Consider the following 12,165-nt stretch of genomic DNA (forward strand, 5'->3'; position numbering starts at 1 on the left):
GATTCTCCTTTATTGATTACGTAGAAACTGCCACACTTCTAATATGCAAAGATAAAACAAGATTGCCATTGCAGAAAATTATGTCGTGCAATAAGAACTTGAGATATCTTTGCATAAAAGACGATAATTCATATAACGACAATAAATTATGTCTTTATTATAATAAAATACAAATAAAAGTCAAGAAAATGGGGGTGTTGTTGATTGTGAAATGTGATATACTTACCGTATAAAAAGAAGGAGAAATGTTATGGCTGAGAATAAAATTCGTCGAGCACTCAATGAAAAGCTCGAACAAAGCCGGCAACAGGGAAAAGTTATATTAAAATCCCAGGAACTTTATGAAATGGGATTTTCCACGAGAATGCTTCATTCTTATGTGGAAGAAGATATCTTAATGCGAGTAAAAAGTGGAATATATTGTCTAAGCAAAGAGCGTCCCGAAGAAGAAGACATGATATGTGAATTATTTCCGGATGGTGTCTTATGTATGGAAAGCGCACTATACGAATATGGGTATTTAAGGCAAAGACCGTTGAAATGGCAGATTGCAATAGATAAAGATACATCAAAGGCAAGATTTAAGATGGATTATCCACAGGTCAAACCTTATTATACAGAGGCGAAGGTCTTATCTATCGGCGTGACGGAAATTGCGCTTGGAAAAGGAACTATGAAAATCTATGATAAGGAACGATTAATCGTAGATTGTATTCGATATGAGAATCAGCTGGAACATGAAATACTGAAAAATGCTCTAAGACATTATTTGGATGAACCAAATCAAAACATCAAAAACCTCTTAAAGTATGCAACAGAAAGAAAAGTAATCTCCAAGGTAAGAGCAATGATAGGAGTATGGTTATGATGGAGCAGGAAATTCTTTTGCAATGGCTGAAGAAGGATGCCGCTGTGAATCAGACGGAGTTGCTGGATCGAATATTTGGATACATCGTTGCGCAGATTTTGAAAAATCAGGCGGAAAAAGAAGAAAAGGAACAATTTTTCCTGACAACAGAACTAGAGGACATATTAGAAAACAGTCCGGTTACCTATCGAAGAAAACTGGTTTTTTGGAATCCAAGTGGATATTTATCAGATGATAAAATTAAAGAAAATTTCCAAATAGACGATTTTGAACTGTCGTTTGAACAGGAAACGACAGATAATAAGCAGAAATTAAGTCTTAACTACAAAATAGAAAAGTATAAGATTCCACTGGAAATAGAGCTGAAACGGCTACAAGTAGAAGGGGAAAGAATACGAAGCAGGGTAGTGAAACTGCCATATTCAAAAAAAGAAGTTACATTATTTGAATTTCTAGCTGAAGTGAACATGGCAGAGGATTATCTATATTTATTCACATATCTGGAATTGGCTAATGAAATGAGTTATTTTACAGAATTATATGAAATCCTAATGACGCAATCTGTAAGTGGAAGACTATTCATTAAGTTTTTAAAAATGGAAAGTGAAAAAAACCAGATTGCAATAACACAGGATTTGAAAGATCTTATGAAAGATTATGAAGATAATCCTTATTTGAAAAAGAAATGGATGGCATATCGAAAAAGAAATCGGATGCCGGAAGTTACATGGAAAGAAGCCATGAAACTGTTTCATCAATTCTTTGACGGAATCTGGCAGGCGTATATACAAGATGAGATATTTATGGATGAATGGATGCCGCAATTAGGTAGATTTTTATAAAACCGGAAGACAACGGGGGGTGGTTGTTCTTCCGGTTTTTTTCGAAAAAAATTATTAACGTATTTGGTCAGATTTAGATGAGGCACTATAATTATTGATATAATCGACAATAAAAGGGACGATCTCTTCGGGTTTATTGATATTAAAGACGGGTAAATCTGTCTTTATGTCGAAATCAGACACATAGCCAAGAAGGTTTACAGGATTGGCAAGAGGTGTTTCAGAATATCCTTTTCGTAGAAGTTCAAACTTCTTTTGTTCGCCATGTTTATAACCTTCTGTAATAATCAAATCTACCTTATCGATTTTTTGAATCATTTCATCAAAGGAATAAGATTCCTTATGTAGTTCCACCATTGCTGTTTTCGTCTGACTTGTGATGAGTACTTTATCTGCACCGGCAGCAGTAAAACGATAGCTGTCTTTGCCGGGTTTGTCAATTTCAAATTTGTGCGCATCATGTTTAATGACACCTAATTTGAGTCCTTTTTTCTTTAAAAGACCAATTAATTGCTCAATATATGTCGTTTTCCCCGTACCGGATTTTGCGGAAAATGCAAGAACAGGGATGTTATGGAGCGAAGCCGGAAGAATATTGATTCTACGAAGTGCAGAATAATAGTCTTGACGGGTGTTCATATTAAAGAAACAAGTTTCGATATCAGCATCAGAGAAAAAGTTATTATCGCTGTTAAATAACTTAGAATCATCGAGATATCCGGTATTGGTAATTTCGTGAATGGCTTTTAATGCATAACGATGCTCATCAATACATTGTTTTACCTTAGGAAGAGCACTTTTGGCATATACGGAAAATAAGGATTCGATTTTTTGAGAAGCCCGTCTTACAAGTGAGACTTCATAATCAACGCTAAATTCGGCCATACGTTTAGCTGCTTTAGGATCAGCAAATGGCGTATCCACAGAAACAAATAAAGCATAATCCTCTTCGATGGAAGATAAGATGCTATAGATTCCTCCAATAGGACCACAGTCTACAATCTGATCTTCAATCATCGGAACCTGGATATTTAAGGTTTCATAGTTATTTTTATCCTTCACGGAAAGATAGATTCGATCAAAGGTTGGAGAAAATCGGTCAATCATATATTCCACAAGTGATTTGTCTCCAAAGGGAAGATGAGCTTTATCCGAACCCATGCGAGAACTCTTTCCTCCACATAAGATAACAAGTGCACAATTCATAGTAGAGCCTCCTAAATAGTAAAACAACTTCTCGTTGTTTGTTGTGAATACAAATATTATAATGAAATTACAAGGAAAAAGGAATATGAAGTCAATAAAAGAATATATTGAAGAATATGATAAACAAGGGATTTATCCCTTTCATATGCCGGGGCATAAAAGACAACTGGATAATCAAAATCCGTTGCAAGCCGGATTTTTCTATGATTATACAGAAATTACGGGATTTGATAATCTTCATGAACCGCAAGGAATATTAAAGGAGTTGCAGGAAAGAGCATCGAACTTATATGGAGCAAAACAAAGCTATGTATTGGTAAATGGAAGTTCCTGTGGCATATTGGCAGCGATTAGCGCATGTTGTCAAGCCGGTGATACCATATTGCTCGACAGGGGTAGCCATAAGGCTGCTTATCATGCAGCATATTTGCGAAATGTCAAAGTAAAGTATCTGTATCCCAAATTTTTAAAAGAAGGTATTGCCGGAAGTATTGATCCTAAACAGGTAGAAGAGATGTTATCGAAACATCCACAGATAAAGGCGGTATTTATAACGTCTCCGACGTATGATGGGATTACCAGCGATATAAAAACCATTGCGAAGATAGTTCATGCATATGAGGCTGTTTTGATTGTGGATGAAGCACATGGAGCACATTTTGGATTTCATCCGGATTTTCCGGATACGGCTGTTCATCAAGGCGCCGATCTTGTAATTCAAAGTATGCATAAAACACTTCGGACTTATACACAAAGTGCGCTTTTGCATCGAGGTAGTGATAGGATAAGCGATGATAGGATTATGCGATATCTGGATATTTACGAAACCAGTTCGCCATCATATCTGTTAATGGCTTCGATGGACGAATGTTTGGGAGAACTTAAAGCGAAGAGCCGAGAAATATTTGAAGCATTTTCCGGAAAACTTCATGAGTTTTATAAAAGCATTGATAACCAGGAAAGAGTCAGGGCATACAAGCCGCAGCAAGGCGAGGTGTTTGGCAAGGACCCGTCGAAAATTCTAATCTATGATGCAGCAGGTCGTGTTGGGGGAAGGCAGCTTTTTGATTGGTTGAGAGATAAGTATCAGCTAGAGCTAGAGATGTGTGCAGGGAATTTTGCAACAGCATTATCCACCTATTGTGACAGTACAAACGGGTTTATGAGGTTGTCTGCAGCATTGAAAAGTATAGAACATAATCTACAAACACAAACGAATCATAAAGAAAATAGGTCCGCAAAAACCCTAGAACAATTGTATCATCAAAAAGAACAGGTGATGCAGTCTCAAGAAACGGAAAAGCATAAAACCTGCCAGATTCCTTTTTCAGATTGCGCGGATAAAATAAGTGCAGATTACATGTATTTATACCCGCCCGGCATTCCGTTTATTGTTCCCGGGGAAAGAATTTCAAAAGATGTCCTTAAGAACTTAACGAATTTGACCAAGGAAGGATATGTGATTGAGGGCTTATCGGACCGGACTAAAAAAACAGTAAAGGTAATACGGGAAAATGGGTAAATTGTTATGCCTGATGGGAAAGAGTTCATCGGGAAAGGATACAATCTATAAGAAAATAAAGGAACAAAGACCAAATCTGATTACGGTGGTTCCATATACGACAAGGCCTATTCGCGAAGGAGAGCAAAACGGGCGCGAATATCATTTTATTGATGAAGAAAAGATGTTACAGCTTGAAAAACAGGGGAAAATCATCGAAAGCCGTTGCTATGAGACCGTACATGGTCCATGGTATTATATGACGGTAGATGATGGTCAGATCAATCTCCAAGAAGGAAATTATCTATATATAGGTACGATTCCGGTCTATGAAAGCCTAAAAAACTACTATTGTGAAGAGAGTATTGTGCCGATTTATATAGAAGTAGATGATGGCATCCGTCTTAGTAGAGCGCTAGAGAGGGAAAGAGGCCAAAAGAGCCCGAAATATGCAGAGATGTGCAGGCGTTATCTTGCAGATGAAGAGGATTTTTCTCCGGATAATCTAAAAAAAGCCGGAATTGACCATTTTTATAAAAATGAAGATCTGATGGTCTGCGTAAATGAAATTCTGGCGAATCTGGAAGTATAACGAGGTTAGCAATGTTGTAGTAAATATGGTATACTAAGTCAGTATGCATAACAGGAGTGATGGACATGGATATAAAAGTAAACCAGACCAATCCGGTTGCGCCGACACAACAGACCAATCAAGTGGAAAAAGGGGATGGATCCTTTAAGTTCACACTTGCGAGTAACGTGGAAGAGGCGCAGGAAACACTGAATAATATGCTTAAAGATATCACGAAAATGGGAGAGCATATTGCGCGCCATATGGATATACGTGATATGAAAAAATATCGTGAACTTGTGAAAGGATTTTTAAATGAAATTGTTTCTCGTTCGCACAAATTTTCCAGAGAGAATTTTTTGGACAGGAGAGGTCGTCATAGAGTATATGGCATCATTAAGCAGATCGATGATAATCTGGATGCACTGGCCAAAGAACTGATAAAGGATGAATCCAATCATTTGGACATATTAAGCCGAATTGATGAGATTCGAGGAATGCTGATTGATATTATTACCTAAGGAGTACAAAAAAATGGCAGATTTTTCCAAGATTATCGGACATGAAAAGATTAAAGAGCATATGACAAATGCGGCAGCAGCCGGAAAGGTCTCGCATGCTTATATCTTAAGTGGAGAAGACAAATCTGGAAAAATGATGTTGGCGGAAGCATTTGCCCAAACACTACAATGTGAACAGGGTGGTGCAAAGCCTTGTAATGAGTGTCACTCCTGTAAACAGGCAATTTCGCACAATCAGCCGGATATCATATACGTTGAGCATGAAAAACCAAATACGATTTCTGTCGAAGATATTCGACAACAAGTTAATGCGGATGTGGTGGTTCGGCCATATAGCAGTAAATATAAGATTTATATCATTGATGAAGCAGAGAAGATGAATACACAGGCTCAAAATGCTTTGTTAAAGACGATAGAAGAACCACCGGAATACGTAATCATCTTGTTACTTACAACAAATGCAGAATTATTTCTACCAACGATTTTATCAAGATGTGTTACGTTAAATCTCCATCCGGTAGATGCGAAGTTGCTGCGAAGTTTTCTTATGCAAAATTATGAGATTCCGGATTATCAGGCAGATATATGCGTGGCATTTGCGCAGGGAAATGTCGGAAAAGCGATTGATTTGGCATGTTCATCTGAGTTTAATGAGTTAAAAGAGCAGGTTCTTCAGGTATTAAAACGAATTGATCAGATGCAGGAATTCGAAGTAATTGATGCGATTAGAAGAATACATGAATATAATCTAGAGATACGAGATTATTTTGATCTTATGATGGTATGGTATCGAGATGTATTATTGTATAAAGCAACGGCTGATGTGAACGGACTGATTTTTAAAGATGAAATCTACGCAATTAAAGATCAGGCGAATCGATCGGGATATGAACAACTTAATGAAATTTTAGAAGCAATAAAAAAAGCCCAGGCAAGAGTGGTTGCAAATGTAAATTTTGACTTGGTAGTAGAATTGCTTTTGTGGACAATTAAAAGAAATATGGGATAAAGAATCCTAAAAAATACAGCTGGAGGAAAACCATAAATGGTAAATGTAATTGGCGTAAGATTCCGCCAGGCAGGGAAAATCTATTTTTTTGATCCGATGGATAATCAGGTAACTCTTGGGGATCATGTAATTGTAGAGACTGCAAGGGGCGTAGAATATGGACGCGTTGTTGTGCCAAATCGGAAGATGGCCGATGATGAGGTCGTACAGCCTTTAAAGCCTGTGATGCGAATTGCGACAAAACAGGATGATGAAAAGGTAGAAAAGAATAAAGAAAAAGAAAAAGAAGCATTTAAGACTTGCAAGGAAAAGATTCGCAAGCACGAGCTGGAGATGAAACTTGTAGATGCGGAATACACATTTGATAACAATAAATTATTGTTTTATTTTACAGCAGATGGAAGAATTGATTTTCGAGAGTTGGTAAAAGATCTTGCGAGTGTTTTTCGCACTAGAATTGAGCTACGCCAGATTGGAGTTCGAGATGAAACCAAGATCATGGGAGGCCTCGGAATCTGTGGACGACCTATGTGCTGTCATACATATCTAAGTGATTTTGCACCGGTTTCCATAAAGATGGCAAAAGAACAAAATCTTTCCCTTAATCCGACCAAGATATCCGGAACATGCGGAAGACTTATGTGTTGTCTTAGAAATGAACAAGAAACCTATGAATATCTAAACAAACGCTTACCAAATCCGGGAGATAGAGTTCTTACACCGACCGGTGAAAAGGGCGAAGTGATACAGATAAATGTTCTTAGACAGCTTGTAAAAATAGTAGTTGAACATGACGATGAAAGAGAGATTCTAGAATATCCGGTTGCGGACCTAAAGTTTAAGACAAGAAAAAAGAAAAAGAATCTGGAACAAGAAGAAGAAACGGAAGTTTGTGAAGAGGAAATAACAAGCGCAAAGGATAGTAATAAAAACAACAAAAATAATAAAACTAAGAATAAAAATAAGAATAAGAATCGTCACAAGAACAATAAAGATAAAACAAAATTGACGGATGAAGAAAAAGAACTTCAAATGTTAGAAGATACAGACGGAGGCTCTAAGCTTGACTGAGTTCATGAAGGAAGGCGAGCGACTTGATGATCTTGAGATAAAAGGATATCAAATTATCCAACATCCTCAAAGGTTCTGCTTTGGCATGGATGCAGTACTACTTAGCGATTTTGCTAAGGCAAAACCGACGGATAAGATTGCCGATTTGGGAACGGGAAATGGCATTATTCCAATACTATTATGTGCCAAGGACAAAGGTGCACAGATAACGGGGCTCGAGATTCAAAAAGAAAGCGCGGATATGGCACGCCGAAGTGTCAGATACAATGATTTGGAAAAACAAATCCAAATAGTGATTGGAGATATGAAAGATGCTGCTAATCTGTTAGGAGCATCTTCTTTTGATGTCGTGACAACAAATCCGCCGTATATGATTGCGCAGCATGGACTAAGAAATGTGCAAGAAGCCAAGACGATAGCGAGACATGAAGTGGCTTGCAATCTCGCGGATATCTTGACACAAAGCGCAAAACTATTAAAAGTAAAAGGACATTTTTATATGGTACATCGCCCCTTCCGGTTGGCAGAAATCATGAATGAAATGGTGAAGGCGAAACTTGAGCCAAAAAGAATGCGGCTTGTATATCCGTATATCGATAAGGAACCGACAATGGTTCTTATAGAGGGGATAAAAGGAGCAAAGTCGCGAATAACGGTGGAAAAACCATTGATCGTTTATGAAAAAAATGGTGAGTACACAGAGGAAATATACAAAATTTACGGTAAACAAAAGGGAAAGTAGATGGAAGAAAAACATGGAGGCACACTTTATTTGTGTGCGACACCAATTGGCAATCTCGAGGATATCACCTATCGGGTGGTCCGCTTATTAAGAGAAGTTGATTTAATAGCAGCAGAAGATACAAGAAATTCTATAAAATTGTTAAATCATTTCGAAATCAAGACGCTAATGACAAGTTATCATGAATTTAATAAGATAGAAAAAGCGCACCAACTGATTCACCAGCTCAAGGAGGGAAAGAATATTGCGCTGATTACCGATGCCGGAATGCCGGGAATCTCCGATCCTGGAGAGGAATTGGTTCAAATGTGCCATGAGGCTGGCGTGACGGTTACAATTGCACCCGGAGCTTGCGCCTGTGTAAGTGCGTTGGCATTATCCGGAATGCCATCACGCAGGTTTTGTTTTGAGGCGTTTTTACCAAAAGATAAACAATTAAGGCGTGATATCCTGAATCAGCTTAAAGTGGAAAGCCGCACCATTATCCTTTATGAGGCACCGCATCATTTAAAAAAGACGTTGAAAGAACTATCTGAGGAATTGGGAAACCGAAAGATAACCTTGGTAAAAGAAATAACAAAACGCTATGAAAATATTTTTGTTACAACGATACAAGATGCGCTTGCGCATTATGAGACTCAAGAACCTCGAGGAGAATATGTATTAATCATAGAAGGAAAGAGCTTTGAGGAGCAAAAACAAGAGGAGCAAAAACACTGGGAGAAGATGAGTCTTAAAGAACATATGGCAGTATATGAAAATCAGGGAATCGCCAGAAAAGATGCGATGAAGATGGTAGCAAAAGATCGTGGTGTTAGTAAACGTGATATTTATAATGAACTGCTTAAGGAAGAATAAAGCGAACCGCACTAGCTGTTAGTGCGGTTCATATAATTTTTAAAGAAATTGCTAAGATTAGATAATGCAGTAACAAGAACCTGACGGTTCTCATCCGTAAGACCTTCAACGGTTGCTTTGACCATTTCATCATGGAAATTTTTATGATGATAGAAAGCATTTTGACCTTTTTCAAGAAGCGAAATCAACACAACGCGCCGGTCTTTTTCACTTCGAACACGATTAACATAGCCTTTCTTAACCAGATTATTAATTGCAATGGTAAGCGTTCCAACTGTGACATTAAGTCTATGTGCAACAGAAGACATGCTTTGCGGTTCTTCGCAACCAATGGCTTCAATAATATGAAAATCGTTGTTGGAAATATCTTTAAATTCTTCTGTGATAATTGCTTGTGCCTCTATATCGGTAATATCATTAAATAATTGAACCAGAATCTCATTAAAGGTATCATAGGTATTTCCCATGCAAGCCCTTCTTTCCCTAAAAATTGAAAATTTCTTACTGCATATTTATGAAAATATTATAATAGAAGACAGGAAAAGAAACAAGATATCTTGATAGTCAAAACATCAGAGCGTTCGTAGATTTTTAATCTGAAACAAGCTATAATAAAACAAATAGATGTGGAGGAGGAATCGCAAGTGTCAGCAGAAATTGAAACATTGCAAAGGATGATAGATGAATCAGAGCGAATTGTATTTTTCGGTGGCGCAGGTGTGTCGACGGAAAGCGGAATTCCGGATTTTCGAAGTGTGGATGGGCTTTATAATCAAAAGTATGATTTTCCACCGGAAACCATTTTAAGTCATACCTTTTATATGCGTCATACGGATGAATTCTATCGCTTTTATAAAGATAAGATGTTGTGTCTGGATGCAAAACCTAATGACGCACATAAGAAATTAGCGGAAATGGAAGAAAAAGGGAAATTAACAGCTGTTGTTACACAGAATATCGATGGCCTTCATCAGGCAGCAGGATCAAAGGCTGTCTATGAATTGCACGGAAGTGTGCTTCGCAATTATTGTACGAAGTGTAAGAAGTTTTATTCTGCATCCTATATATTGGAAAGTATAGGAGTTCCAAAGTGTGATGCGTGTGGGGGAATGATTAAACCGGATGTTGTATTGTATGAAGAAGGATTAGATAATGATACGATTACAAAATCAATCAAAGCTATTTCACAAGCAGATATGTTGATTATCGGTGGAACATCACTTGCAGTATATCCGGCAGCAGGATTAATTGACTATTATAATGGAGATAAGCTGGTGCTGATAAATAAAACGACAACACCTATGGATAGTAAGGCGAATCTGGTCATTAATGATAGTATTGGACAGGTGTTTAGCGCAATCAAGATATAACTTAGCCGGACAAAGTCCCCAGATACAAGCATGAGGCAGTCGGGGAAGAAAACAACAAAGGATAGCCTTACAAGGAGGAAGCTAGATGGATATCCGAGTGGGAGATATTTTGCAAATGAAGAAGAAGCATCCTTGCGGAAGCGATGAATGGGAGGTGCTTCGCATTGGTGCAGATTTCAAGTTGAAATGTGTTGGATGTGGACGACTTGTTATGGTGGCAAGATCAAAATCGGAAAAGAATATAAAAAAAATAATTTCGCAAGAAAATAAATAAATATATCTTGAAGTTCAAGGGGAATTGTGCTAATATGAATTTCCGTGGTATAAATTAACACAGCTATCCGATTGACGGATAGAAGAAAAATTTCCTTGCTTTCTGCTAGGACAGAAGGCCAGAGACCAAAAGGAGGTACGATTCGCATGAACAAGTATGAATTAACACTCGTTGTTAGTGCAAAAATCGAGGACGATGCAAGAGCTGCAGTAGTTGCTAAAGCACAGGACTACATCACTCGCGCAGGCGGAACAGTAACAAACGTTGAAGACTGGGGTAAGAAGAGATTAGCTTACGAGATCCAGAAGATGAGAGAAGCGTTTTACTATTTCGTACAGTTTGATGCTGAGGCAGATGCACCTGCACAGATTGAAGAAAATGTTCGAATCATGGACAACGTTCTTAGATTTTTATGCGTAAGAGCAGACGAGGCATAAATCAAAGACTCTAATCGCGTAGATTTCGATAGAAATTTAAGGAGTCTCCACTTATAAGGAGGAGAACAAGTATGAATAAGGTAATACTCATGGGCAGATTGACCAGAGATCCGGAAGTCCGTTATTCACAGGGCGAGAACTCTATGGCAATCGCACGATATACATTAGCAGTAGATCGTAGATTCAACAAAAACAGTGATCAGACAGCAGATTTTATTAATTGCGTTGCGTTTGGACGTAGCGGTGAATTTGCTGAGAAATATTTCCATAAGGGAATTAAAATCGCTGTTACCGGAAGAATCCAGACAGGATCATATGAGAATAAAGAAGGACAACGCGTTTATACAACTGAAGTTGTCGTAGAAGATCAGGAATTTGCAGAAAGTAAAAATGCTTCACAGCAGAATGCAGCAGCATTTAACGGAGGAGGAGCACCAATCCCATCATCCGCACCTGCAGCTCCTACAGAAGGTCCGGGAGAAGGATTTATGAATATTCCGGAAGGAATTGATGAACAATTACCGTTTAACTAACAATTTAGAATTCAAACGGAGGTAAGAAAGATGGCTTACGATAAATCTAACAGATCCGATTCTCCAATGAAGAGAAGAGGCGGACGTAGAAGAAGAAAAGTATGTGTATTTTGTGGTAAAGACAATGTCATCAACTACAAGGATACAGCAAAGTTAAAGAGATATGTCTCAGAGAGAGGTAAGATCCTTCCTCGTAGAATAACAGGAAACTGCGCAAAACATCAGAGAGCTCTTACAGTAGCAATCAAGCGTGCTCGTCATATCGCTTTAATGCCATACGTAGCTGACTAAAGATTTGATAAGACTCAATCATCATTTTGATGGTTGAGTTTTTTTTCCTTTACAGCAAGTTGTAACATCTG

General features: G+C 37.9%; 16 protein-coding genes. 14 read left to right on the forward strand and 2 right to left on the reverse strand.

The window, feature by feature from the left end; translation table 11 throughout:
* The first annotated feature begins 250 nt into the window (after positions 1–250).
* Positions 251–868, forward strand: a complete 618-nt coding sequence (locus BLS20_RS00080) for a type IV toxin-antitoxin system AbiEi family antitoxin domain-containing protein (protein ID WP_090170636.1) — start codon at positions 251–253, stop codon at positions 866–868.
* A complete protein-coding gene (locus tag BLS20_RS00085; protein WP_090170639.1) occupies positions 865–1,710 on the forward strand; it encodes a hypothetical protein in 846 nt (281 codons plus the stop codon). Before BLS20_RS00080 ends, BLS20_RS00085 begins: the two co-directional genes overlap by 4 nt.
* Before the next feature lie 54 nt (positions 1,711–1,764).
* Here the strand turns inward: BLS20_RS00085 and mobB are convergent, their stop codons facing one another.
* Positions 1,765–2,916 carry a molybdopterin-guanine dinucleotide biosynthesis protein B gene (mobB, locus tag BLS20_RS00090; RefSeq protein ID WP_090170643.1) on the reverse strand — a complete coding sequence of 384 codons (1,152 nt, stop codon included), beginning with the start codon at positions 2,914–2,916 and terminating at the stop codon, positions 1,765–1,767.
* Between the two features lie 85 nt (positions 2,917–3,001).
* Here mobB and BLS20_RS00095 point away from each other — a divergent pair, with 85 nt between their 5' ends.
* The 7 genes from BLS20_RS00095 (at position 3,002) to rsmI (ending at position 9,189) form a co-directional block, all read left to right on the forward strand.
* The gene (locus BLS20_RS00095; protein ID WP_176762211.1) at positions 3,002–4,438 is read left to right on the forward strand and encodes an aminotransferase class I/II-fold pyridoxal phosphate-dependent enzyme; all 1,437 of its coding nucleotides are present in this window, start codon (positions 3,002–3,004) and stop codon (positions 4,436–4,438) included.
* The gene (locus tag BLS20_RS00100) at positions 4,431–5,009 is read left to right on the forward strand and encodes a nucleoside/nucleotide kinase family protein (protein WP_090170651.1); all 579 of its coding nucleotides are present in this window, start codon (positions 4,431–4,433) and stop codon (positions 5,007–5,009) included. The genes BLS20_RS00095 and BLS20_RS00100 overlap by 8 nt, the downstream gene beginning before the upstream one ends.
* A gap of 65 nt (positions 5,010–5,074) precedes the next feature.
* Entirely contained in the window at positions 5,075–5,509 is a 435-nt protein-coding gene (locus tag BLS20_RS00105) for a YaaR family protein (protein ID WP_090170654.1), read from the forward strand.
* A 13-nt stretch (positions 5,510–5,522) separates the two neighbouring features.
* A complete protein-coding gene (locus tag BLS20_RS00110) occupies positions 5,523–6,518 on the forward strand; it encodes a DNA polymerase III subunit (RefSeq protein WP_090170657.1) in 996 nt (331 codons plus the stop codon).
* A 36-nt stretch (positions 6,519–6,554) separates the two neighbouring features.
* A complete protein-coding gene (locus BLS20_RS00115; protein WP_090170660.1) occupies positions 6,555–7,589 on the forward strand; it encodes a PSP1 domain-containing protein in 1,035 nt (344 codons plus the stop codon).
* The gene (locus BLS20_RS00120; protein ID WP_090170663.1) at positions 7,582–8,331 is read left to right on the forward strand and encodes a tRNA1(Val) (adenine(37)-N6)-methyltransferase; all 750 of its coding nucleotides are present in this window, start codon (positions 7,582–7,584) and stop codon (positions 8,329–8,331) included. Before BLS20_RS00115 ends, BLS20_RS00120 begins: the two co-directional genes overlap by 8 nt.
* Positions 8,332–9,189: a 16S rRNA (cytidine(1402)-2'-O)-methyltransferase gene (gene rsmI / locus BLS20_RS00125; protein WP_090170666.1), complete on the forward strand. Its 858-nt coding sequence runs from the start codon at positions 8,332–8,334 to the stop codon at positions 9,187–9,189.
* Between the two features lie 11 nt (positions 9,190–9,200).
* Here rsmI and BLS20_RS00130 read toward each other — a convergent pair whose 3' ends face one another.
* The gene (locus BLS20_RS00130; protein ID WP_090170669.1) at positions 9,201–9,656 is read right to left on the reverse strand and encodes a MarR family winged helix-turn-helix transcriptional regulator; all 456 of its coding nucleotides are present in this window, start codon (positions 9,654–9,656) and stop codon (positions 9,201–9,203) included.
* A gap of 177 nt (positions 9,657–9,833) precedes the next feature.
* Here BLS20_RS00130 and BLS20_RS00135 point away from each other — a divergent pair, with 177 nt between their 5' ends.
* From BLS20_RS00135 to rpsR, 5 genes are all read left to right on the forward strand, one after another.
* Positions 9,834–10,559 (forward strand): NAD-dependent protein deacylase, encoded by a 726-nt coding sequence (locus BLS20_RS00135; protein ID WP_090170672.1) that lies wholly within the window; start codon positions 9,834–9,836, stop codon positions 10,557–10,559.
* 85 nt (positions 10,560–10,644) lie between these two features.
* Positions 10,645–10,833 carry a DUF951 domain-containing protein gene (locus tag BLS20_RS00140; RefSeq protein ID WP_090170676.1) on the forward strand — a complete coding sequence of 63 codons (189 nt, stop codon included), beginning with the start codon at positions 10,645–10,647 and terminating at the stop codon, positions 10,831–10,833.
* 146 nt (positions 10,834–10,979) lie between these two features.
* On the forward strand, positions 10,980–11,270 hold the full coding sequence (gene rpsF, locus BLS20_RS00145; protein WP_090170679.1) for a 30S ribosomal protein S6: 291 nt from the start codon (positions 10,980–10,982) through the stop codon (positions 11,268–11,270).
* A 71-nt stretch (positions 11,271–11,341) separates the two neighbouring features.
* The gene (locus BLS20_RS00150; protein WP_090170683.1) at positions 11,342–11,803 is read left to right on the forward strand and encodes a single-stranded DNA-binding protein; all 462 of its coding nucleotides are present in this window, start codon (positions 11,342–11,344) and stop codon (positions 11,801–11,803) included.
* Between the two features lie 30 nt (positions 11,804–11,833).
* Positions 11,834–12,094, forward strand: coding sequence for a 30S ribosomal protein S18 (rpsR, locus tag BLS20_RS00155; protein WP_090170686.1), 261 nt, complete (start codon positions 11,834–11,836; stop codon positions 12,092–12,094).
* The last annotated feature ends 71 nt before the right edge of the window (positions 12,095–12,165 follow it).

Origin of the sequence: Eubacterium oxidoreducens, from assembly GCF_900104415.1 — a bacterium.
In the GTDB taxonomy this organism is placed as follows: domain Bacteria; phylum Bacillota; class Clostridia; order Lachnospirales; family Lachnospiraceae; genus Eubacterium_C; species Eubacterium_C oxidoreducens.